21 protein-coding genes are annotated in these 21125 nt (G+C 63.1%); 7 read left to right on the top strand and 14 right to left on the bottom strand.

The window, feature by feature from the left end; all coding sequences use genetic code 11:
- Positions 1 to 15: 15 nt before the first annotated feature.
- The gene (locus HP556_RS14525) at positions 16 to 744 is read right to left on the bottom strand and encodes a peptidoglycan-binding domain-containing protein (protein ID WP_338117569.1); all 729 of its coding nucleotides are present in this window, start codon (positions 742 to 744) and stop codon (positions 16 to 18) included.
- On the bottom strand, positions 737 to 2539 hold the full coding sequence (locus HP556_RS14530; RefSeq protein WP_175367526.1) for a PAS domain-containing sensor histidine kinase: 1803 nt from the start codon (positions 2537 to 2539) through the stop codon (positions 737 to 739). The genes HP556_RS14525 and HP556_RS14530 overlap by 8 nt, the downstream gene beginning before the upstream one ends.
- 447 nt (positions 2540 to 2986) lie before the next feature.
- Between HP556_RS14530 and HP556_RS14535 the strand changes: the two genes are divergently transcribed.
- Together HP556_RS14535 and HP556_RS14540 are read left to right on the top strand one after the other, a co-directional pair.
- Positions 2987 to 3376, top strand: coding sequence for a DUF5330 domain-containing protein (locus HP556_RS14535; protein WP_175367487.1), 390 nt, complete (start codon positions 2987 to 2989; stop codon positions 3374 to 3376).
- Between the two features lie 92 nt (positions 3377 to 3468).
- The gene (locus tag HP556_RS14540) at positions 3469 to 3903 is read left to right on the top strand and encodes a SufE family protein (RefSeq protein ID WP_175367488.1); all 435 of its coding nucleotides are present in this window, start codon (positions 3469 to 3471) and stop codon (positions 3901 to 3903) included.
- A gap of 78 nt (positions 3904 to 3981) precedes the next feature.
- On the opposite strand, the gene thrS is transcribed toward HP556_RS14540, so the two are convergent.
- The 5 genes from thrS to HP556_RS14565 form a co-directional block, all read right to left on the bottom strand.
- Complete coding sequence (gene thrS / locus HP556_RS14545; RefSeq protein WP_175367489.1) at positions 3982 to 5193, bottom strand: threonine--tRNA ligase; 1212 nt, start codon at positions 5191 to 5193, stop codon at positions 3982 to 3984.
- Positions 5194 to 5526: 333 nt separating this feature from the next.
- Positions 5527 to 6123 (bottom strand): DUF6456 domain-containing protein, encoded by a 597-nt coding sequence (locus HP556_RS14550; RefSeq protein WP_246297697.1) that lies wholly within the window; start codon positions 6121 to 6123, stop codon positions 5527 to 5529.
- Between the two features lie 60 nt (positions 6124 to 6183).
- Positions 6184 to 6456 carry a hypothetical protein gene (locus HP556_RS14555; protein WP_175367491.1) on the bottom strand — a complete coding sequence of 91 codons (273 nt, stop codon included), beginning with the start codon at positions 6454 to 6456 and terminating at the stop codon, positions 6184 to 6186.
- Positions 6457 to 6663: 207 nt separating this feature from the next.
- Positions 6664 to 7077, bottom strand: a complete 414-nt coding sequence (locus HP556_RS14560; RefSeq protein WP_089267012.1) for a Ros/MucR family transcriptional regulator — start codon at positions 7075 to 7077, stop codon at positions 6664 to 6666.
- 163 nt (positions 7078 to 7240) lie between these two features.
- Complete coding sequence (locus tag HP556_RS14565) at positions 7241 to 8104, bottom strand: hypothetical protein (RefSeq protein WP_175367492.1); 864 nt, start codon at positions 8102 to 8104, stop codon at positions 7241 to 7243.
- A 350-nt stretch (positions 8105 to 8454) separates the two neighbouring features.
- Between HP556_RS14565 and HP556_RS14570 the strand changes: the two genes are divergently transcribed.
- Positions 8455 to 10104: a glycosyltransferase family 39 protein gene (locus HP556_RS14570; RefSeq protein WP_175367493.1), complete on the top strand. Its 1650-nt coding sequence runs from the start codon at positions 8455 to 8457 to the stop codon at positions 10102 to 10104.
- Between the two features lie 102 nt (positions 10105 to 10206).
- Here the strand turns inward: HP556_RS14570 and HP556_RS14575 are convergent, their stop codons facing one another.
- Positions 10207 to 10920, bottom strand: a complete 714-nt coding sequence (locus HP556_RS14575; protein ID WP_175367494.1) for a DNA helicase — start codon at positions 10918 to 10920, stop codon at positions 10207 to 10209.
- A 227-nt stretch (positions 10921 to 11147) separates the two neighbouring features.
- Here HP556_RS14575 and bla point away from each other — a divergent pair, with 227 nt between their 5' ends.
- Positions 11148 to 12017 (top strand): class A beta-lactamase, encoded by an 870-nt coding sequence (bla, locus tag HP556_RS14580; protein ID WP_175367495.1) that lies wholly within the window; start codon positions 11148 to 11150, stop codon positions 12015 to 12017.
- Here bla and HP556_RS14585 read toward each other — a convergent pair.
- Positions 11977 to 12933: a DMT family transporter gene (locus tag HP556_RS14585; RefSeq protein WP_175367496.1), complete on the bottom strand. Its 957-nt coding sequence runs from the start codon at positions 12931 to 12933 to the stop codon at positions 11977 to 11979. The genes bla and HP556_RS14585 overlap by 41 nt on opposite strands.
- Positions 12934 to 13042: 109 nt before the next feature.
- On the opposite strand from HP556_RS14585, the gene pdxR reads away from it, so the two are divergent.
- On the top strand, positions 13043 to 14539 hold the full coding sequence (pdxR, locus tag HP556_RS14590) for a MocR-like pyridoxine biosynthesis transcription factor PdxR (protein WP_175367497.1): 1497 nt from the start codon (positions 13043 to 13045) through the stop codon (positions 14537 to 14539).
- A gap of 7 nt (positions 14540 to 14546) precedes the next feature.
- On the opposite strand, the gene HP556_RS14595 is transcribed toward pdxR, so the two are convergent.
- The gene (locus tag HP556_RS14595) at positions 14547 to 14915 is read right to left on the bottom strand and encodes a nuclear transport factor 2 family protein (protein WP_175367498.1); all 369 of its coding nucleotides are present in this window, start codon (positions 14913 to 14915) and stop codon (positions 14547 to 14549) included.
- A gap of 42 nt (positions 14916 to 14957) precedes the next feature.
- Positions 14958 to 15674 (bottom strand): DJ-1/PfpI family protein, encoded by a 717-nt coding sequence (locus HP556_RS14600; protein ID WP_175367499.1) that lies wholly within the window; start codon positions 15672 to 15674, stop codon positions 14958 to 14960.
- Positions 15675 to 15735: 61 nt separating this feature from the next.
- On the opposite strand from HP556_RS14600, the gene HP556_RS14605 reads away from it, so the two are divergent.
- Together HP556_RS14605 and HP556_RS14610 are read left to right on the top strand one after the other, a co-directional pair.
- On the top strand, positions 15736 to 16740 hold the full coding sequence (locus HP556_RS14605) for a GlxA family transcriptional regulator (protein ID WP_175367528.1): 1005 nt from the start codon (positions 15736 to 15738) through the stop codon (positions 16738 to 16740).
- A 139-nt stretch (positions 16741 to 16879) separates the two neighbouring features.
- Positions 16880 to 17659 (top strand): class II aldolase/adducin family protein, encoded by a 780-nt coding sequence (locus tag HP556_RS14610; RefSeq protein WP_089267004.1) that lies wholly within the window; start codon positions 16880 to 16882, stop codon positions 17657 to 17659.
- Positions 17660 to 17900: 241 nt separating this feature from the next.
- Here HP556_RS14610 and HP556_RS14615 read toward each other — a convergent pair whose 3' ends face one another.
- The 3 genes from HP556_RS14615 to HP556_RS14625 all read right to left on the bottom strand — a co-directional run bounded on the left by HP556_RS14615 (position 17901) and on the right by HP556_RS14625 (position 21039).
- Entirely contained in the window at positions 17901 to 18116 is a 216-nt protein-coding gene (locus HP556_RS14615; RefSeq protein WP_175367500.1) for a hypothetical protein, read from the bottom strand.
- A gap of 214 nt (positions 18117 to 18330) precedes the next feature.
- A complete protein-coding gene (locus HP556_RS14620; protein WP_175367501.1) occupies positions 18331 to 19734 on the bottom strand; it encodes a M20/M25/M40 family metallo-hydrolase in 1404 nt (467 codons plus the stop codon).
- Between the two features lie 12 nt (positions 19735 to 19746).
- On the bottom strand, positions 19747 to 21039 hold the full coding sequence (locus HP556_RS14625; RefSeq protein ID WP_175367529.1) for a glycosyltransferase family 87 protein: 1293 nt from the start codon (positions 21037 to 21039) through the stop codon (positions 19747 to 19749).
- Positions 21040 to 21125: the final 86 nt, after the last annotated feature.

Genomic DNA, 21125 nt, shown 5'->3' on the forward strand with positions numbered 1-21125 from the left:
AGCAGCCCGGCAGCGCTAGTCGATCGCGCGCCCGGTGACGGTGGCGAGTTCGCGCACCATGCGATCGGACACCTGCCCGGTCACCGGCAGCTTGCGTTCGCGCTCGAAGCGCTGGATCGCAGCCGCAGTGTCCGAGCCGACATTGCCGGTCGGCTTGAGCTGACCATAGCCGTATTCGGTGAGCGCACGCTGAACAGCGGCGACGCGGCGGGTATTGGTGATGAGATCGCCAAGCGGATCGGTGCGGGTTGCATTCGGGATCGCCGCAGGCGGGCGCGCCACAGCGCCCGTGGTCGCCGGTGACGCCGGTGGTGCCGGCGCCTTCAGGAGATTGCCGACCGGATCAGCCGCGCGCTGCTCGACGGGCTTGGCGGCGAGCGACGGCTTCGGCTCGTTGGCGCTGTTGACCGGCTTGGAATCCAGCATGCGGGAATCGAGTTTGGTGTCCGACGACGCAGCATCCAGTGGACGCGGCTTGGGCAGCGGATTGGCGACCTGCGCCGGTGCCGGAAACGCAACGACGGTGCTGGATCCGAACATCGGCGACGGATGATGCCCCTTCTGCAGGAAAATGGCATTGGCGATGATGGCGCTGACCGCGGCGAACGCGATCAGGCCGGCGACCATGTCCTTCGGGCTGTGCAGCAGCACGCGCAGGACGATACCGCGCTCCGCGGGCTCGTCGACGATGGCGACGGCGCGGCCGCGTTTGGACTTGGTCGCTTTGGAACTGGCTTTAGGCACTCTTCTTCACCTGATGGGCTTGGTCGGACGGCGCGGTGCGCGCCGCGGGATTCAAGATCGCGATATTGCTGACGTGTTCAGCCTGCGGCGTAAACTCCAGCGGCAGCGCGATTGTGATGGTGGTGCCTTCGTCGATCCGGCTCTGCACCTGCATCTCGCCACCATGCATGCCGACGAGGCTCTTCACAATGGACAGGCCGAGGCCGGTGCCCTCGTGGCGCCGCTGATAGGTCTTGCCGGCCTGGAAGAACGGATCGCCGATGCGTGCGAGATCGTCCGATGCAATGCCGACGCCGGTATCACTGACGCGCAGCATCAAGCGCGATCCTTCGACGCCCGCTGCCACGGTGACGCTGCCGCCGCGCTCGGTGAACTTGATGGCATTGGACACGAGGTTGAGCAGTATCTGGCGGAATGCGCGCGGATCGCCGTTGACCTCAGGCAGATCCTTCGGCGCATCGGTGATGAGATCGATGCCGTTCTCGCGCGCCTTCAGCGCCAGCAGATTGCAGCAATTGATCAGCGCGGGACGTGGGGCGAACGGCTCCGGCGAAATCTCGAAGTGGCCGGATTCCAGCTTCGACATATCGAGGATGCCATTGACGACTGACAGCAGGTGCTGGCCGGAATCGTTAATGAGCTGGGCATATTCCTTGCGCTTGGTCGCATCGAGCATCATCAGCTCTTCCTGCACCAGCATGTCGGAGAAGCCGATAATGGCATTCAGCGGCGTACGCAGCTCGTGGCTCATGGTGGCGAGGAAGCGCGTCTTCGACGCATCGGCGCGCTCGGCTTCGATGCGGGCCTGCGCCAATGCCTCTTCCTGCAGCTTGCGGTCGGTGACATCGCGCAGCACCGCGACGACTTCCGCATCGGCATTGGGCGACGAGATATCAGCGCCCTGCTCCAGCGGCCGGCAGCGCATCTCGACCCAGATGAATTCGGCGCCAGACGGACGCATGCGATCATTGCCGCGCACAACATCGCGGCGCAGGCGGAATTCGACGGAGCGGGCTTCGCCGCCGCGTGCGGCGTCGGACAGAGCCGTGAGATAGGCCGGGCGATCCGCAACATGGACGCGATCGAACAGGCCATGGCCGAGCAATCGCTGCACGGGCGCACCGATCAGTGCTTCAGCTGCCGGCGAAATGAACTGCACGGCGCCATTGTGACGATGACGCGAGATCACGTCGCTCATATTGCGCGCCAGCAGGCGATAGCGGTCTTCCTCGACATAGAGCAGCGAGACGCTGGTGCGCGCCAGCGACTCCGCGCCGAAGGCCAGACCTGCTGCATAGATGGTGGCGGAGGCAATACCAAAGCCCATGAAGACGCCGTGGCCGGCGACACCGGCTTCGGATACGGGCAACCAATCAAGGCTGGTCAGTACGATGAGAATGCTGACGCAAGACAGCGCCAGCGCCGATGCAAAGGCAACGATACGGCGCGACGCCGAGAGTGCCGCCTCGATCGGTACCACGACAAGCCAGATCGCAGCGAACGAATTGATGCCACCGGTGGAGATCGCCATCATCATCACGAGGCTGGCGAGTGCGATGGACGACAACACCTGTGCGCTTTCATAGCGACCGGTACGCGACAGAAAATATGAGCAGAGGATCGGCGCCATCAGCCAGGCGAAAGCTGCGACCTCGATCGCGTTCGGCGCGCCGCGCAGCGCGAGATAGACAGGAAAAGCCGCAAGGGCCGCAAGACTGCCGAGCAGACGCGGGGCCATGAATGCGCGATGACGCGCGCTCGTCAGCGCATCGTAGCGCACTGAAGGGTGCAGCATGGCATCAAGGCAGTCGCGGATGATGGTCGATACTGTCACTGGTCTCGCTTCGGCTTGATCGTCAATTCAGACGCGCCGAAACGCCTCCTTTTATCGTTGCGCCAACGTGTCAGAGCGACATTAAGCGAACACTAAAGTGACCGCCGCGTTCGCCATGCCTGACGTGTAAGTGCTGATTTAAGAGGAGTTTTCGCGTTTCCATTCGACAACGATGGTGAACGAGTAGTTTCCATCGCCACATCCATATGGTTTCGAAAGTGTGCATCCCCAACATCGTGTCGGAAAACGCACGAACAGCTCATCAATGGAAAATTTACGCCAAACCGAATGAAGCGAATTTTCGTCGATTTAACCGCATCGCAAATACTTGCAATTTATCGACTGCTGCTAACTTCGATCCCAATTGCGACAAATCGCAACGGTTCGAAGAGACTAACGGGGTTCGCGATGTTCTTCCTGCTTCGCATGGCATTCTGGCTCGGGCTCGTGCTCGTGCTGCTGCCGAGGGACAAGACGCCGGAATCGGACAAGCTGCCGCAGATCGGCGCGTCCGATGCGGTATCGGCTGCGAGTGCGGCGATGTCCGACATGGCTCAATTCTGCAAGCGCCAGCCGGCAACCTGCGAAGTCGGCGGCCATGCGGCCACCGTGATCGGCGAACGAGCCAAGGACGGCGCGAAGAAAATCTACCAGATCATCACCGAGAAGAAGCCCGATACCACCGGCTCAATCGGTGGCGAAGGCGAAGATCAGGGCGCGGTCGCCATGGCCCGGCCCGACACGCTCACCCAGGACGACCTCGCCGCCGAATGGCAGCCCCCCACCGCTGCTCCCTAAACGGCTGATTGCGGCGGATAATTACCGCAAACGGCGGTCGCTTTCGGCGCTGTTCGTCCCTATATAGGGCCTGACATTGCTTGCAGGCCCCGATGACCACGATTGACGATATCCGCGATAATTTCGAGCTACTCGAGGACTGGGACGACCGCTACCGGTACGTCATCGAACTCGGGCGCAGCCTCACGCCGATGCCGGATGAGGAACATTCCTCCGCCAACAAGGTCAACGGCTGCGCGAGCCAGGTCTGGCTGTCGCGCCAGGTCGCCCGCGACCACGGCACGCCGGTGCTCAGCTATCTCGGCGACAGCGACGCACATATCGTCCGCGGGCTGATCGCGATCCTGCTGACGCTGTATTCGGGCCGCAAGGCCGAGGATATTCTGGCCACCGACGCCATCAAGGTATTCGACGAGCTCGGCTTCAAGGAACACCTCACGCCGCAGCGCTCCAACGGCCTGCGCGCCATGGTCGAGCGCATCCGCCGGGACGCCACCGAGACCCTGGCAGATGCAACCAGGGCGTGACCCCATAGGCTCGAGCGGCTGCGGGTGCTGCACCAACGCCCGCCAGTATCCACTGATCGGAGCGCAGCTGAGGCCCGTTTACCGGGCTTCAGCCCCAAGCGCGCCCGACCGAGCTCTCGCCTGCAGCCGGGACACCGCCTCGGCCAAAGGAACGTCGGCCTGTGAGCCGTCGCGCTCGCGCAGGCTCACCCGGCCGTCCCTCATCTCGCGCCCGCCGACGATCGCCATCACCGGCACCGCCATGTCGTGCGCTGCCACGATGCGCCGTGAAAGCGTATCGGCGCCGTCATAGGCAATGGCCCTAATCCCTGCATCCTCGAACGCCGCCACGACGTCAGCGCCGTATCCGGCCTGGTCTTTCGAAATCGGCGCAACGGCGACCTGATCCGGCGACAACCAGAAAGGAAGCACGCCGCCGTGGTGCTCGAGCAGGATCGCGATCATGCGGCCAAGCGATCCGAAGATGGCATGGTGGATCATCAGGGGCCTCGCGCGGCTGCCGTCGGCCGCGATGTAGGACGCGTCGAGCCGCTGCGGGAGAACGCTGTCGAGCTGCACCGTGCCGCACTGCCAGGATCGTCCCAGCCGGTCGCGCAACGCGAATTCCAGCTTCGGTCCGTAGAACGCGCCTTCGCCAGGATTGATGTGAGGCGCGAGGCCGCATTGCCGCGCGGCATCGCCGAGCTTCGCCTCCGACCAATCCCACGTCGCGTCGTCGCCAGCGCGCACCGGTGGCCGCGTCGACAGCGCCACTTCGTAGTCGGGAAAGCCGAGGTCGCGATACACCTCGCCCAGCAAAGCGATGAAGCGCGCGACTTCGTCCTCCACGTCCTGCTCGCGGCAGAACACATGCGCGTCGTCCTGCTCGAAGGCGCGCGTTCGCATGATGCCGTGGAGCGCACCGGATGGCTCGTTGCGGTGACAAGCGCCAAACTCGGCATAGCGGATTGGAAGCTCTCGCCACGAGCGCAGACCCTTGTTGAAGATCTGCACGTGGCAAGGGCACGACATCGGCTTCAGCGCCATCGCCAATTCGCCGTCATCGACCCGGAACATGTGCTCGCGGAATTTGTCCCAGTGGCCGCTGCGGCTCCAGAAGTCCTTTGGCAGCAGCTGTGGCGTTTGGACCTCGACATAGCCGGCTCTGCGCATCTTGCGCCGGAGATAGTCCTCCAGCACGCGGTAGATCGCATAGCCGCGCGGATGCCAGAACACCATGCCCGGCGCATCGTCCTGCAGGTGCCAGAGTTTGAGTTGTACGCCGAGATTTCTGTGGTCGAGATCGTCCATGGCTGTGTTCCTTACGAGGGGAAAAAGCGCGGACGGGGATCATCAAAAACAGAAAAGGCCCCGTCCGTCGCCGGCGGGGCCTTTTCTGGGTGAAGTACGCTTGTCTCTAGCGCGCGCGACCAGAAGGCGATCCGCCGTGAGCGGTCGCCGTGGTGGTCAATGCAGCTGATCGAAGCTTGTTCATGCGCTGTATATGGCGGCAAAACGCGCAGGCGTCAACGAAAGCTGCTTGGCGTCGCGGCATCGATGATGCGCCTATGAGCGCCGCCACGACCTGGCCGTCGTCAAGCTCGCATCCATCCTCATCTGGCTGCGCGCTATCGACTCCGCAGCCTAGCTCTCGAACGTTGCATCATCTGCGAGCCAGGTTCGCACTTTCGATGGCTGTCCCCTGACCTCACTGGCGAAGCCGTAATGCCGCGCGAGGCGATCCAGCGCGAGTTGCAGCACGACCTTGGCGGAGCGCGCCGGCCAGTTGCGTTCGCGCTCGATGTCTTCGAGGCCGCGCAGAAAACAGCACACGTCCATCAGAACCCCTGAAAACTCGGGCCCGCAAGCATCCAGCGCCTGACTGACGCGCTGGCGCGCTGTCATCATGATATCCGTCATCTCGCCGGGACTGCTGCCGGCCCCGCGTGGTCGGCCGCCGGTCGGCGCGGCCCAGTTCGCCGTCATGCGCGGCGCCATGTTGCCGCGCGTGAAATCGGCGCGCAGCTTTTCGCCGGCGATGAACTGATGCGGGCTGATCATGCTGCGGCCATCGCGGCCCTTGCGCCGGGCCAGCCAGCCGAGCGGGCTTTCACTGTCATTGACGAGAACGCTGGCGACGCCGTCCTCGGTGAGGATCTGTCGCGTCTCCAGCGACAGATGCTGCGCGCGATGGTGATCGACGCGGTCGGGATGCCTGGTGGTGCTGCGGGACGTTTTCATCGTGAGCGACTCCATTTAGGATAATAAGCTCACATCCCGAATGGCCCGGCAAGCAGAATTTTAGACTTTATTCCTTCCTGGGCTTTTATTCAAAAGAACCAATGCCTTCGCACGATCGCTCAAAGCCGCGGCGTTGAGAAAGCAGGTTTCCGGCGGCGACTGCGATTGATCCGCGGCCGGCGCGCGCGAAGAGTTCATCGCAGTCCTCGACAACGACCTGCGGGCAAAGCCCTCCCCCATCGTCCGACAGATCACGTCCAGAATTCGCGGCACGGCATCGATGCGCGGGATGGCCTCAACGTCCGCTTGAAAGTCTCCCGTCATACCCGCCAAGTTCACGTATCGCCTGCCTGTGGCGTCACACACCAATTGCGCGTGGCGGGAGATGTATCCCGCATCCAGACGTAGAACTTTCTTCGTCTCCGATTTGTTCTATATTGGTTCCGGCGGATGGAACCTGACTTTATTGCTTAGCTTTACTTGTGCGGATTACTTGCGGGATCACTCGCCCAGATCGCTTGCTCAGGTCACCTGTTCAGGTCACTTGCGCCGGCGGCGCTGCTGACCCAGCCCCATTTTCTTGGCGAGCTGCGAACGCGCCACCGCATAGTTCGGCGCGACCATCGGATAGTCGGCCGGCAGGCCCCATTTCTCGCGATACTGTTCCGGCGTCATCGCGTACTGCGTGCGCAGATGGCGCTTCAACGACTTGAAGCGCTTGCCGTCCTCGAGACAGACCAGATATTCGGCGGTCATCGATTTCTTGACGGACACCGCCGGTTTGGCCGGCTCCGCCGCGACCTCCGGCCGGCCGTTCGACACCCGCACCAAGGCGGCGTGAACCTGACCGATCAGCGCCGGCAGCTCGGACGCCGGTGTTGGATTGTGACCGACATAGGCCGACACGATCGTCGCAGTGAGATCGATGAAGCTCTTGCCGGCGATGTCGTTCATGGTCCGTCGTCTTTCAAGGATTGGAGCCGCACTTTACTTGACAATCATGCGGGCATTACAGCCACGAGGGCAATAACAACGTATAGCGCGCCGGTTTCATTCTGCGTGCAAGATTAGTCGAGATCAGCTGAAAGTGACCGCCAACGGAAATGGCTGAACGGCATCAGCCCCTGTTGTCGAGATGCTCACGCAACTCGTCGATCGAGGCGAAGCGCATCATGCCTTCGGGCATCTGCGCCTCGATGGAGCCGTCGGAATACAGCGAATAGGCCATGCCATCGACGACCCCCGATTTCAGCACGGTGACGTCCGATGCCTGCGGCGGCTCTTCAGCCGGCGTCGGCGGAACGTAGCGATCCGGGATCAGCGCGGCGTCCGGCAGCTTGTCGCTTGGCGAGGACGAGGTACGGGCGGCGCGGCGGATCGCGTCGGAGCGCGACCGATCCGGCTGCGGCCAGGCATCCTCGAAACTCTTCGGCTGCTCGGCGGGCGCCTCCGGCGTTGGCATGGCCGCCTCGAATGCGGCTTCGGCCTCGGCCCTCTCCCGCTCCCGGCGCGATGACTGGAACAGCAGATTGCGACGCTTCGGCTCCTCAGGCACCGGTGCCTCGGCGGCAGCGGACGCAAGCCGCTCGCGGTCGCGCAGCACTTCGTCCTGCCACGGGGGAACACCTGGCTCCGGAACGATAGGTCGCGCGGCCGGCTGGTCACGGCTGAACAGCGGGGCCGGCGCGGGCGCGTCATCGGCCTCCTCTGCGTCCTCCCCCGGAACTGGCGGCAACTTCAGTTCCCGGCGCGGCAGCCGGGGCGACGGAACCGGTTCATCGATCTCGCCCTGCGGCCCAAACTTCTTCAGTTCGCCGACGGCGAGCGCCATGCTCACCATGATCAGGCCGGTGCAGGCGCCGACCGTTCCAGTCAGGATCAGGGTATTGCCGAAGCCGAATTCCTTGACCGGAATGCCGAAGCCGATCGCGGCAAGGCCCGCCAGAATGACCCCGATCCCGGCAATCAGCAGCAATTTCATAGTCTTCGAACTCCTCGACGGACCACTCGCGAGTCTCGTCATGGGTGCCACGATAGCGTCATATTGCGTGCACCGCCAAACGGCATTTTGCGTTCATCCCTTGTACATCGGCCTGGTGGTACGTTTTGCGAGAGTTTTCTTCCACCGGAGACAACAGGTTTGGGAAGCCATGCCGATCTATCCCTAAACGGTAAAGCTTTTACCTTGTCCTGTTTATTGCAACGCATTAAGAAACTTCAGCCACAATTCTCAATTACTTCAAAAGAGAAGTGCGCTATATCGATGCCGGGGAAACGAGGCTCAAAGAGCGCTAAAGCCGAGCCATTGGGGACACCGGGTTATCCATCGCCATGTCATCGATTACGACTGCGGCCATCGACACGCCAGTAAGGCGCTCGGTGGAACGGACGTGTGACGACCTCGCCATCCTGGCGCTTGTCGTTGTCAGTATCGTCGCAAGCTTCACGTTCCGGGACTACGGTCTCGGATGGGACGACTATACCCACGCTGAATATGCCGATCTTCTATTGAAGATGTACGGGTCGGGCTTCACCGACACCGGCGCTTTGTCGTTTGCAAATCTCTACATGTATGGCGGCGGCTTCGATATGGCCGCGGCGCTGCTGCACAAGATCATCCCGCTGGAGCTGTTCGAGACGCGACGCCTGCTCGGCGCGATCGTCGGCGTCATCGGCCTCGGCGTCACCTGGCGCCTCGGGCGCCGCGTCGCCGGCCCCGTGGGCGGCCTCGCCGCGCTGCTGCTGCTGGCGCTGTGCCCGACCTTCTACGGCCATATGTTCATGAACCCAAAGGATGCGCCTTTCGCTGTGGCGATGGTCATCCTGATGCTCGGGCTGGTGCGCCTGGCGCAGGAATATCCGAATCCGTCGCCGCGCACGGTCCTGATCCTCGGCCTCGGTGCCGGCTGCGCGATCGGCTGCCGCATTCTCGCCGGCCTGACGCTGATCTACGCAGTGATCGGTTTCATGCCTCTGTGGATCGAGGATGTCCGCACCAATGGCGTGCGCGAAAGCGTGCACCGCTTGCTGCATGTGCTCTACGTGCTGCTGCCGGGCCTCGCTTTCGGCTATCTGATCATGGGCCTGATCTGGCCGTGGTCGATTCTCGAGCCCGCCAATCCGCTGCGCGCACTGGGCTACTTCTCTCACTTCTTCGAGAAGCCGTGGAAGGAGATGTTCGACGGCGCGATGATCTCGGTGCCGGACATGCCGTGGTCCTATCTGCCGACGCTGTTCGCGCTGCAGCTTCCGGAAGTGCTGCTCAGCCTCACCTTCGGCGGCATCGCGCTGACCATCATGTCGCTGTCGCGCGGCACCGTGCCGGCACGTCGCAAGACCATCCTGTTGATGCTGACCTTTGCGGCCACATTGCCGCTGGTAATCGCCATGGTGAAGCGCCCAGCGCTGTATAACGGCATCCGGCATTTCATCTTCGTGCTCCCACCGATGGCTGTGCTCGGCGGCGCGGCTTTCGCGGCGCTGATGGATTGGCTGCGCGTCAATCATCGCGGCGCGCAAGCGGCTGCCGTCGCCGTGTTCTCCTTCGGCCTGATGCTGCCGACGGCCGAGATGATCCGGCTGCATCCGTATCAGTACACCCACTTCAACTACATCGCCGGCACCGTTCGCCAGGCCGATGCGCTGTACATGCTGGACTATTGGGGCCTTGCGCTGAAGCAGGCCTCCGATGCGCTGCGCGAGCAGATCATTGAGCGCCAGGAAAGCCCGCCGGTCGGCCGCAAGTGGAAGGTCGCCGTGTGCGGCCCGCAGCGTCCGGCACAGGTCGCGCTCGGTCCCGACTTCACCATCGGCTGGGACAGCCAGTCGGCCGACTTTGCGATGACGCTTGGCGAGTTCTACTGCAAGGGCCTCACCGCCCCCGTGATTGCCGAGATCAAGCGCGACGACGTCGTCTTCGCCAAAGTCTACGACATCCGCGGCAGCAGCATTTCGAGCCTGCTCGCGATCCCCGCGCCGTAAAATTCTGCGTTAGTACTAAGTTCCAAGTTTTCGTCATGCCCGGCCTTGTGCCGGCCATGACGACTCTTGTTGTTCATGGCCTGTGTCGGCCCGCGTCGTTGACTAACGCGCCGCCTGAAACCTGATGTCGCCGTTGTTCAGAAAACACGTCTTGCTGAACAGGCCGAGATCGACAGGATTCGGCAACCGGACGTCGTCCAGATCAGGACATGGCTTCACAGCCGGATCGTAGGACCGGTGGATCTGCGAGATGAAGACGAAGATCAGCCCGCGTTCCCTCGCGAATGACTGCAGCGCGCGCACCTGCACCATCAATGCCGGGTTCTCGCGTTTCTGATCGAGCAGTTGCAGATAGTCGATCACCACAAGCGTGCCGCGCGGCGCGTCCGCTAGTTTCCGGGCGACGTAGTCCGCGCAGATGTCGTCGGAATTATCGAATGCGAACAGCGTATCGAAACGCCCCCGCTCCACGCCGATGGCACTGAAACGGTCCAGCACGTCCTTTTCGCCGTATTCCAGCGAAAAGAACACGCTGCGATGGCCGGATTGCATCGCCTCCACGGCGAGCTTCAGGCTCATCAGCGTCTTGCCATGGCCCGGGCGCGCGCCGACCAGCACGAGATCACCAGGAGACAGTTGCTCGAACAGTTTCGCGGCAGGTGTCACCGAAGACATCCGCGCCACCAGCAGGCTCCAGGCAGCAAAGCCTTCTCGCACGGCGATCCGGTCGAGTGCCTCGTGCAGCGGAATGTTATCGGCGCGGGAGAGAAGCCTGGCCTTGCGCTTCAATTGATAAACAGGCGCAGAAAGACGCATTGTGAGAACCTCCTGGTGCGAGCGTTGTCACAACCCCTCCTTATGCTTGATGCTCGAACAGTTGGTTCGGTGATCAGAGAGCCCGGTATGATCGATACTTTCCCGCTGGAGGGGGGAGGCGTGGGCCGCGCCAGAATCAGAGTGTAGCGCAATCCCCTTCCCCGCGAAATTGCGGACTTCCAATCGCCCGCCATCAATTCTCCCTCTTCGCCCGCGAATGACACGCCATGATGATCAATCGACGAACATTGCTGGCGGCTGCGCCGGCGCTCATGGCGTGGCCGGCCTTTGCCAAGGAAACGGCAAAGGACGCGCCGGCAGCGTTGCAAGCCTATGAACGCGACACCGGCGGGCGGATCGGCGTCTATGCCGAAAACCTCAAGACGGGCGCAAAGATCGCGTGGCGCGCCCATGAGCGCTTCGTGATGTGCAGCACGTTCAAGGCCTCGCTCGCCGCCTGCGTTCTCGCCCGCATCGACCGCGGCGAAGACAAGCCCGATCAGATGATTGCCTATGCCGCTGCAGACCTTCTGCAATATGCACCGGTCGCGCGCGACAATCTTGCCAAGGGCGCGCTCTCGGTCGCCGACATGTGCAAGGCCATCGTCGAACTCAGCGACAACACCTGCGCCAACATGCTGCTGGCGCGCGTCGGCGGTCCGGCCGCCCTCACCGCCTTCTGGACCAAGACCGGCGACGGCGTCTCGCGCCTCGATCACAACGAGCCGCTATTGAACCGGTCGCGTCCCGGCAATCCGCAGGACACGACCACGCCTGCCGCGATGGCCGGCAACGTCAAACGCTTCGTCACCGGCAATGTGCTGACGCCCACGTCGCGCGATCAGCTCACCGACTGGATGGTGAACTGCAAGACCGGCGACAAGCGCCTGCGCGCCGGGTTGCCGAAGACATGGAAGATCGGGGACAAGACCGGCAATAACGGCAAGGACGCCGCCGGCGACATCGCCGTGACTTGGCCGAAGCCGGACCAGCCCGTCGTCATCGCCGCCTATACGCAGGGCGGCACGCCGACGACTCCGCAATTGGAGACGGTGTTCACGGCGATTGGCGAGATGGTCGGGCGGCAACTGGGATAGGCTGCGTCGTCGGCACAACATCTGGCTTCCGGCGCGACATCGTTCCGATGACGATCCCGCCAAGGATCATGGCCATCGCTGCGATCAGCGACAGCTCGATCGCCTCGCCCAGCACCAGCGCGGAAATCGCAACGCCCATTACCGGCGTTGCCAGCAGACCGAGCGACGTAATGGTCGCCGGCAGGCTGCGGTTGATGATCACCATCGCCCAATGCGCCAGCGCCGTGCCGAAGATCCCGCCGAACAGCAATGCGCCGACGAGTTCGCGCGTCCAGGCGATATCGGGGACGCCTTCGCGGATCAGCGCCAGCGATGTCAGCAGCACGCTCGCGAGCAGCGCCTGCCAGAACACGAGTTGAAACGGCTCGGAGATCCAGCGGTGGCCGCGGACATAGACGATATTCGCCGCCCAGCACAAAGCCGCGAGCAACAGCAGCCCGCTGCCGATCAGCGCGTTGCCGTTGCTCCAGTCGAACGCCGACGGGTTGAACATGACCGCGATGCCGGCAAGCCCGAGCACGATGCCCGCGAGACGTTCTCGCGGAACGGGTTCGCGCAGCAGCAACCACGCGGCGGGCGCGACCCAGAGCGGCGTGGTGTAGCCGAGGACGATGGAGCGCCCGACCGGCACGAATTGCAGGCCGAAGGCAACGAGCACCGAGAATAGGCCCATATGCAGCACCGCGACACTGACGATCACAGGCATGTCGCCGCGCCGCGGCACGATGAATTGCCGGCGCGCCAGCGTAATCGCCGCAAGAGCGAGCGTGGCAACGATCGCGCGGATCGCCACCGACCACAGCGGCGAAATGTGCTGCACCAGAAATTTCGTCAGCGTCCAGTTCAGCCCCCACATGGTCACGACGACGGCAAACAAAAGCAGCGCCGTGCGGCGCGACAGGGGATATTCGGACATGGCTTCATCTCACGGCTTCGGTGCATGGCGCACTCGACAGACCGAGGACACTAGGTTTTACTGGCCCCAATCAAAGATCCATTCCAGTAAAAATGACTGAGCCAGTTTAATGGGCGACATTCTCGCAGGGCTGATCGATATCGCTCGCGGATCCGCGAGCGGCGAGACGTTGACGCGGCAGCTCTATGATCAGCTCCGTGCGGCGATCCTGAGCGGCGCGCTGCCGCCGGGCCATCGCCTGCCGTCGAGCCGCGACTGCGCGCAGCAGCTCGGCCTCGCCCGCAACACCGTCTCGTCCGTCATCGATCAGTTGGCCATGGAAGGCTATCTCGACGTCGCGCAGGGACGACGCCCGACGGTCGCCGCCGCTGAGCGCAAGGCGTTGCTGACCGGGCCCAACATTGCCGGCAAGACGCCGAAGCCGCTCGGCCTGTCGCGCTGGGCCGAGCGCGTGCAGAAGTCGGATTGGCCGTTCATCAACAAAGGGCGGCCACTGCTGTTGGCCCCGGCGCTGGCAGATGCGCGGCTGTTTCCCCACGACATCTGGGCGCGCTGCCTGCGCCGCGCGGCGCGACGCGGATCGACCGGCGATCCCGCCATCAATCGCGCCTCGTTGCGCAACGCCCTGCTCCGCCATCTCATCGCCTATCGCGGCGTGCGGGCCGAGGCACGACAGATCATCCTGATGCCATCGGCGCAGTCTGCGCTTGAACTCATCGCGCGCGTGTTACTCGATGCCGGCGATCTCGCCTGGGTCGAAAGCCCCGGCTATGGCGGCGCATATGCGGCGCTCAATGCGGCCGGCGCGACCATGCGCGGCATTTCGCTGGATGGCAGCGGCCTCTCCATCAAAGGCCGGCGCGATCGCCCGCGGCTGATCTTCGTGACCCCGTCGCATCAGCACCCCACCGGACGGCTGATGCCTGTGAGCCGGCGGCAGCAATTGCTTGCATTTGCCAATGACATCGGGGCTGCCATCGTCGAGGACGACTATGACAGCGAATTCCACTATGACGGCCGCCCCGTCGCCGCCCTGCAAGGCCTCGATGACAGCGGCCGCGTGTTCTATGTGGGCACGTTCTCGAAACCGATGTTCGCGGATGTGCGCAGCGGCTACGCCATCGTGCCGCCGGATCTTGCCGACCTGTTCGAAAAGGCGCAGCGCCACGGCAGCCATATCGTGCCGGCGCCGGTGCAGGATGCGCTGGCCGAATTCATCGACGACGGTCACTTCGCGGCGCATATCCGCAAGATGACGCGTGTCTATCGCAGCAGGCGCGATCACCTGCTGCAGGCACTGCAAGTTCATGCCGGCGATCACCTGACGATCGAACCGCCGGCCGGCGGCATGCAGTTGCTCGCCCATCTCGATCTCGATCGCGACGACCGCGCCATTTCGGCACGACTTGCCGAGCTCGGCGTGACCGGCCGCCCGCTATCGATGTATTTCACCGGACCTGTGGCCGGCCAGGGATTGTTCATGGGCTTTTCCGCCTGGAACGAACAGGAGATCGACAAGGCCGCCGCCATCGTCGGACAGGTGCTGCGCGCCACAGCTCCGCCACGCGGCCGCTCCGGCAAGGCACCGAAGCGGCCGAAGGGCTGACGCGTTCCTATGCAGCCGCGAGCTTCTTCTCGACGGCCAGCGCCGCCGGCAGCGGTCGCCACAGCACCGTCATTTCCTCTATGAGGCCGGCATCGTTCAGACGCCAGTAGTCGACGCCATCGAGTCGTTCACTACCGACGGTGATGCCGAAGAATGCCGAAACATGTTCCAGCCCCTGCAGGATCTCACGGAAGTCGAATGCGTCGACGACACCCAGCAGCGCTGTCACCACCGGCCGGATCGCAGCCTTGCCTCTGAAGGGCTCGGCAGCGAGTGGTGTCTTCAGCACGATGTCGTCGGCCATATGCGAGAGCATGGCATCGAGGTCTTTGCGCTGCATCGCTTGGGTAAATGCATGGATGTGCGTGAGGTTCATGATCATGATCCTTTCGATCATATTAGAAGCGGCTTGCGCAACTCACTCCGCCGCTGTCGGCACGATGATGCCAAGCTTCGTCGCGATTCGTTGTGCGGTGGCCTCGCGTTGCGCGGTGATCTTCGCCACCGACTGACGGGTCTGCGCCAGCACCGTCGCCGGTGCGGTTTCGGGCGTGCCGCTGTTGAACGGCGGCTGTGGCGCATATTCCATGAACAGCTGAATTCCCTGCGCCACCTCGTCGCCGCGCAGTTCTGCAGCCAGACGCAGCGCGCCATCGATGCCCGACGTCACGCCGGCGGCGAAGATCCAGTCGCCGTCGATCACCACGCGCTCGTTGACCGGCGTTGCGCCAAAATAGCGCAGCAGATGAAACGACGCCCAATGCGTGGTCGCGCGGCGGCCCATCAGCAATCCCGCAGCGCCGCAGATCAGCGCGCCGGTGCAGACCGAGAAGACGCGCGCATGTCCGGCCTGTGCGCGGATCCAGTCGAGCACGACCGTATCGTCCATCAGCGCCTCCTGACCGAAGCCGCCGGGCACATGCAGCACGTCGAGCTGGGGCGCGTCGCCAATGGCGGCATCCGGCGTAATACGGAGCCCCCTGTAGTCGCGCACGGGATCGGTGGTCTTGCCATAGATTCGATAGGTCGAATTCGGGATCCGCGACAGCACTTCGAACGGGCCGGTGAGATCGATCTGGTCAAGCCCCTCAAACAACAGCGAGCCGATCTGGAGATGTTGGTCTGGCGGGATCATGGAATGCTCCAAGCATTTGTGAATGGACAAGCCGAACCTAGCCCGGCACAGTCTGGCGAATATGCCAAAGACCCCTCGTTCTCCGCCAAACTCTGTTGCGACGGTTCCGCGCGTTATCGACGTGCTGGCGTTCCCGTCGGTGCAACTGCTCGACGTGTCCGGCCCGCTGCAGGTCTTCGCCACGGTCAATGAGATCGTGCAACGCAAGGGACAACCTGCGCCCTATAGGCTGCGCGTGATCGCGCGCGGCGGCCATAGTGTGACCGCCTCTGCCGGACTTGGCCTCGCCGTGAGCGATCTGCCGCGCCAGGCCGAACCGATCGACACGCTGTTGATTGCCGGCGGTCCTGGCGTCCATGCCGCCGCTTCCGATCCCGCTATGGTCGCCTGGGTGCGCAAGCGCGCGGCCAAGGCGCGGCGCACCGCCTCGGTCTGCACCGGCGCCTTCCTGCTCGCCTCAACCGGCCTACTGGACGGCCGCCGTGCCGCGACCCACTGGTCCTGGTGTTCCGAACTGGCGCAGCGCTTCCCCGACGTGCATGTGGAGTCCGATCCGATCTTCGTGCGCGACGGCGCGTTCTGGACGTCAGCTGGCGTGACCGCTGGGATCGATCTCACGCTGGCATTGGTGGAGGAAGACCTCGGGCGCAGCGTCGCGCTCATGGTGGCGCGTCACCTCGTGGTGTTTCTCAAGCGCCCCGGCGGCCAGTCGCAATTCAGCGCGGCATTGTCGCTGCAGACCGCGGACGACAAGTTCGGCGCGCTGCATGACTGGATCGGCAAGCATCTCGCCGACGATATCTCGCTGCCCATGCTGGCCGAACAGGCCGGCATGAGCGAACGCAGCTTCAGCCGGCACTATGCGGACGCCACCGGCATCACGCCCGCCCGCGCCGTCGAGCAGTTGCGCGTCGAAGCCGCACGGCGGCTGCTCTCGGAAACGAAACTGCCGGTGAAACGCATTTCGCAACGCTGCGGCTTCGGTTCCGAAGAAACCATGCGACGCAGCTTCCTGCGATTGCTTTCTACCACGCCGCAGGACTATCGCGCGCGTTTCAGTTCCTGAATGTCGCGATCGGGCCTTCTGCCACCCTGGTAAGCATGTCTGCCGCGCAAACCGTCCGGCTTGCTGCCGCAACAGGGCGGGATTAGGCTGGCATCAGCCAAACGCCAAAACACTGCCAGTCAATCCGGGAGCACTCACCATGTCACCAGCCGAAGCCCGCCTCAAGGAAGTGCCATCGCATATGAGCGAGGGTGAATGGGCCCAGCGCGTCAATCTCGCCGCTGCCTATCGCCTCGTTGCGCTCTACGGCTGGGACGATCTCATCGACACCCACATCTCCGCCCGCGTGCCCGGCCCCGACCATCACTTCCTGATCAATCCCTATGGCCTGATCTTCGAAGAGATCACGGCATCGTCGCTGGTCAAGGTCGATCTCGACGGCAACCAGCTGTCCGAAAGCGAATACAGCATCAACCCGGCCGGCTTCACCATCCATTCGGCAATCCACGAAGTCCGCGAAGACGCCGGCTGCGTGATGCATCTGCACACGCCGGACGGCACCGCAGTGGCCTCCTGCATGGAGGGCCTGCAGCCCCTGAACCAGACTGCTCAGCTCGTGATCCCCGAACTCGCCTATCACGACTATGAAGGCGTCGCGCTCGATCACGACGAACGCCCCCGCCTGCAGAAGGATCTCGGCACCAAGAACGCCATGCTGCTGCGCAATCACGGCACGCTGACCGTCGGCCGCTCGGTCGCCTCGGCGTTCGAGCGCATGTATTATCTGGAACGTGCCTGCACCATGCAGGTCCGCACCCGGATGCTCGGCCCGACCGCCTATCCGGTCGACCAGATCGTCATCGACAAGAACGCCGCGTTGGTGGGCAACCCCGACAAGGCCGAATTGCGCTCGACCAAGCTGGTCTGGCCGCCGATGCTGCGCAAGCTCGACCGCCGCGATCCGTCTTACAAAACCTGAGATTTGGTGCTATAGAGAGGTTACATACCTCTACACAGTGATTCAAAACGCCGTCCAATTCCGGGCGGCGTTTTTTTACGCGTCAACCACACTCGTCATTCCGGGGCGTGTGCGGCGGCAGCCGCACGCGAACCCGGAATCTCGGCATGAGAGTCTCCGATAGAGAGCCAGGCCACATCGGGATTCCGGGTTCAGCCCCGTCGCCTGCGGCGTCGGTTCTGCCCCGGAATGACGGGATTAATCACGGCCGCATAAACGCAAAGTCCGTGTCGGGATCGCAATTGTCCGCAACGAAACGCAGCTCCGACTGTACGTCAGCCGTGGTCCTTGTCTCCAGATACTTCGAGACCACGAGATTCACGAGGGAGCGACAGACGCTATCCTGATCGACCCCGGCGGCTTGTGCGGCGGCCATGGCCGCAGAAAAATGAGACTGCGCAATTTCGGATGCGGACACGGCGTTCTCTCCCTTTTTTGTCTTGTCGTTGGATCAAGAAACATCTGCGCTGCCCTTGATGTACCTCAACCCCGGCAACGGACAGCCGCATCCTCACTTGTCGTCACCCGGCTTGACCGGGTGACCCAGTATACATTGTAGCTGCAGTGTTTACTGGATCGCCCGGTCCTCGCGCGCAAGTGCGCGCCAGGCCAGGCGATGACAGTGAGAGCGTTTAACGCGGCACATCCGCCAGCGCCGCAATGATCCGCGCCCACGACCGGATGCCCTTGTGGAAGCTCTTGAGGTCGTACTTCTCGTTCGGCGAATGGATATTGTCGTCATCGAGGCCGAAGCCGATCAGGAGCGAGTCCAGACCGAGCGTGCGCTTGAAATCCGCGACGATGGGAATCGACGCACCTGAGCCGATCAGCAGCGCCTGCTTGCCCCATTCGTCGGTCAGCGCATCGCGCGCCGCCGCCAGCGGCTTCATATTCCAGTCGAGCGCGATCGCCGGCGCATTGGAATGATCGAGAAACTCCGCGGTGCAATCGCCGGGCAATTGCGACGTGACGAAAGCACGGAACGCATCGCGGATCTTGCCGGGGTTCTGGCCCTCGACGATGCGGAACGAAACCTTGGCGGAGGCATGCGAGGCGATCACCGTCTTGGAGCCCTCGCCCGTATAACCGCCGACGATGCCGTTGATGTCACATGTGGGGCGCGACGTGATCTGTTCGATCAGTTCGCGGCCTGTCTCGCCTGCCGGAATGGAGAGACCGATCGGCTTGAGGAAGCTCTCCGCGGTGAGACCGAGGCCCTTCCACTGCGCCAGAATATCGGCAGGCAAATCCTTCACGCCATCATAGAAGCCGGGAATGGTGATGCGGCCATTGTCGTCATGCAGCTTGCCGAGAATATTGGTCAGCACGCGGATCGGATTGCGCGCACCGCCGCCATAGATGCCGGAATGCAGATCGCGGTTGGCTGCAGTGATCTTCACCTCTTCATAGACGAGACCGCGCAGCGACGTGGTGATCGCCGGGGTCGACGGGTCCCACATGCCGGTGTCGCAGACCACCGCGAAATCGGCGGCGAGATCCTTCTTGTTGGCTTCGAGGAACGGCACGAAATTCTTCGAGCCGACCTCCTCTTCGCCTTCGATGCAGATGGTGAGATCGATCGGCAGCGAGCCCGTGACATTCACCCAGGCGCGGCAGGCTTCCACGAAGGTCGAGAGCTGGCCCTTGTCGTCCTGCGCGCCGCGCGCAACGATGATGTCGCGGCCATCGGCATGTTTGGTGACGACCGGCTCAAACGGCGGACGATGCCACAGGTTCAGCGGATCAACCGGCTGAACGTCATAATGACCATAGAACAGAACATGCGGCCGCTTGCCGGTGTTGCCCTTGGCGGTCGCGACGATGGCGGGATGGCCCGCCGTCGGCCGTACCTCGGCGTTGAAGCCCAGGCTCTCGATCTCGCCGGCCAGATGCTTTGCCGCCGCCTTGCAGTCCTCGGCGTAAGCCGGATCGGCGGAAATCGACTGGATCCGCAACAGCGCGAACAACCGCTCCAGGGCCTTGTCGAAATCGGCATCGACGCGATCGAGAACGGATGCAAGCTGCGTATTGGACATGAGCGAATTTCCTTAAGCGTGGTGGTCCGGAATTTCGGTGGAATCTAGCAGCACCGGCGGGTGGTGCATATGCCAGATCAATCCGCCAGCGAGGATGGCCGTTGCCAGCAGATTATTGCCCCAGGCCTGCAGCATGGCCGGGAATACCGGGATCGACAGCGCCATCAGCATGCCAATGATGCCAAGCAGCCACCATGTCCCGGTCCGTACATTCGGCCTGGGATCATCGGCGGCGCGATGCATCAACACAGTGAGCGGCAGGAACAGCCACATGAAGTAATATTGCCGCGCCAGCGGCGATGCCACCGTCATCAGGCAGAACAGGATGCCGAGTTCTTCGGCACGTGAGCGCGGCGTGAGTTTCGATCGCGGCAAAAGCGACCAGATGAAGCCGAGGCCGATCAGACCTGACACCGCGAGCACGATCAGGTTCGCGGTTTTGTAGCTGACATCGATCACGTTCATCGTGGCCGATCCACGCTTGCGATCATCCTGGAAATAATCGATCGGCCGCACCAGGCGATGCGTCATCGCGATGATCGACTGATTGACCCAGGACCAGTTCTGTTCGTCGCGCTGGCCGAACCCCTTCTCGGAGCTGGAGCCGACCATTTCCGTGTACCAGGTCTTCACCTCGGCCGCATTGCGCTCGAAGCCGCGAAACGGCGCCGGCACCACATAGAGCAACAGCAGCGTGCAGATGATCATGCTGGCCGAGGCCGCCCAGTGCCGCCGCCAGATCAGATAGGGTAGCACCGCCACCGGAAACACCTTGATAGCGGTTGCCAGCGCGAACATGCTGCCGCCGAGCCACGGCCGATCCTTCTGCATCCACCAGAAGCCGAGCAGCATCATCGCCAGCAGCACGAGATTGGGCTGGCCGAGATCGTACATGTCGAACACGAAGGTGATGGTCGCAAAGCCCGGCAGCGCCGCGAGCCAGGCCGCCGGAATCTTCTTCGAGCCGGTCATGGCATTGGACAGCTGGCTGGTGATCGCCCAGGCCGCCGAATTCAGGATCGAGAGCAAGAGATAAAGCGGGATCTTGCCGAACCAGCTCGGCAGCGCCAGCAAAACCGCGGACAGCGGCGGATAGATGAAGTCCAGCGCACCATTGGTCTTGGCCTCATAGAGCGGCGCACCATGCAGCACCTGCCGCCCCGCCCAGAACCACAGCGCGTAGTCCTTGGTCTTGCCGTTGCCGAAGATTTCCGGAACGAGCACATCCGCCGTCAGCAGGACGCAGGTGATCAGGAACAGCACGTCGAGCGGCTGCCGCAAGGACGGCCACCGCAAAACCGGCATTTCGCCGTCACTTTTCGTCACTTCGCAGTCCCGCTTCAAAGACGCGCCAAGGCAGCGCGTTCAGACCGCGGTGGGTAGCAGATGGC

Origin of the sequence: Tardiphaga robiniae (assembly GCF_013359755.1) — a bacterium.
Classification (GTDB): Bacteria; Pseudomonadota; Alphaproteobacteria; order Rhizobiales; family Xanthobacteraceae; genus Tardiphaga; species Tardiphaga robiniae.

Coding starts and splice junctions, on each gene's coding strand:
- HP556_RS14570 (WP_175367493.1), top strand. CDS start 8,455: ATGTCATCGATTACGACTGCGGCCATCGACACGCCAGTAAGGCGCTCG.
- HP556_RS14575 (WP_175367494.1), bottom strand. CDS start 10,920: ATGCGTCTTTCTGCGCCTGTTTATCAATTGAAGCGCAAGGCCAGGCTT.
- HP556_RS14560 (WP_089267012.1), bottom strand. CDS start 7,077: ATGAACGACATCGCCGGCAAGAGCTTCATCGATCTCACTGCGACGATC.
- HP556_RS14625 (WP_175367529.1), bottom strand. CDS start 21,039: ATGCCGGTTTTGCGGTGGCCGTCCTTGCGGCAGCCGCTCGACGTGCTG.
- HP556_RS14605 (WP_175367528.1), top strand. CDS start 15,736: ATGCCAAAGACCCCTCGTTCTCCGCCAAACTCTGTTGCGACGGTTCCG.
- HP556_RS14530 (WP_175367526.1), bottom strand. CDS start 2,539: ATGCTGCACCCTTCAGTGCGCTACGATGCGCTGACGAGCGCGCGTCAT.
- HP556_RS14600 (WP_175367499.1), bottom strand. CDS start 15,674: ATGATCCCGCCAGACCAACATCTCCAGATCGGCTCGCTGTTGTTTGAG.
- HP556_RS14535 (WP_175367487.1), top strand. CDS start 2,987: ATGTTCTTCCTGCTTCGCATGGCATTCTGGCTCGGGCTCGTGCTCGTG.
- HP556_RS14595 (WP_175367498.1), bottom strand. CDS start 14,915: ATGAACCTCACGCACATCCATGCATTTACCCAAGCGATGCAGCGCAAA.
- HP556_RS14540 (WP_175367488.1), top strand. CDS start 3,469: ATGACCACGATTGACGATATCCGCGATAATTTCGAGCTACTCGAGGAC.
- HP556_RS14610 (WP_089267004.1), top strand. CDS start 16,880: ATGTCACCAGCCGAAGCCCGCCTCAAGGAAGTGCCATCGCATATGAGC.
- bla (WP_175367495.1), top strand. CDS start 11,148: ATGATGATCAATCGACGAACATTGCTGGCGGCTGCGCCGGCGCTCATG.
- pdxR (WP_175367497.1), top strand. CDS start 13,043: ATGGGCGACATTCTCGCAGGGCTGATCGATATCGCTCGCGGATCCGCG.
- thrS (WP_175367489.1), bottom strand. CDS start 5,193: ATGGACGATCTCGACCACAGAAATCTCGGCGTACAACTCAAACTCTGG.
- HP556_RS14550 (WP_246297697.1), bottom strand. CDS start 6,123: ATGAAAACGTCCCGCAGCACCACCAGGCATCCCGACCGCGTCGATCAC.
- HP556_RS14585 (WP_175367496.1), bottom strand. CDS start 12,933: ATGTCCGAATATCCCCTGTCGCGCCGCACGGCGCTGCTTTTGTTTGCC.
- HP556_RS14565 (WP_175367492.1), bottom strand. CDS start 8,104: ATGAAATTGCTGCTGATTGCCGGGATCGGGGTCATTCTGGCGGGCCTT.
- HP556_RS14620 (WP_175367501.1), bottom strand. CDS start 19,734: ATGTCCAATACGCAGCTTGCATCCGTTCTCGATCGCGTCGATGCCGAT.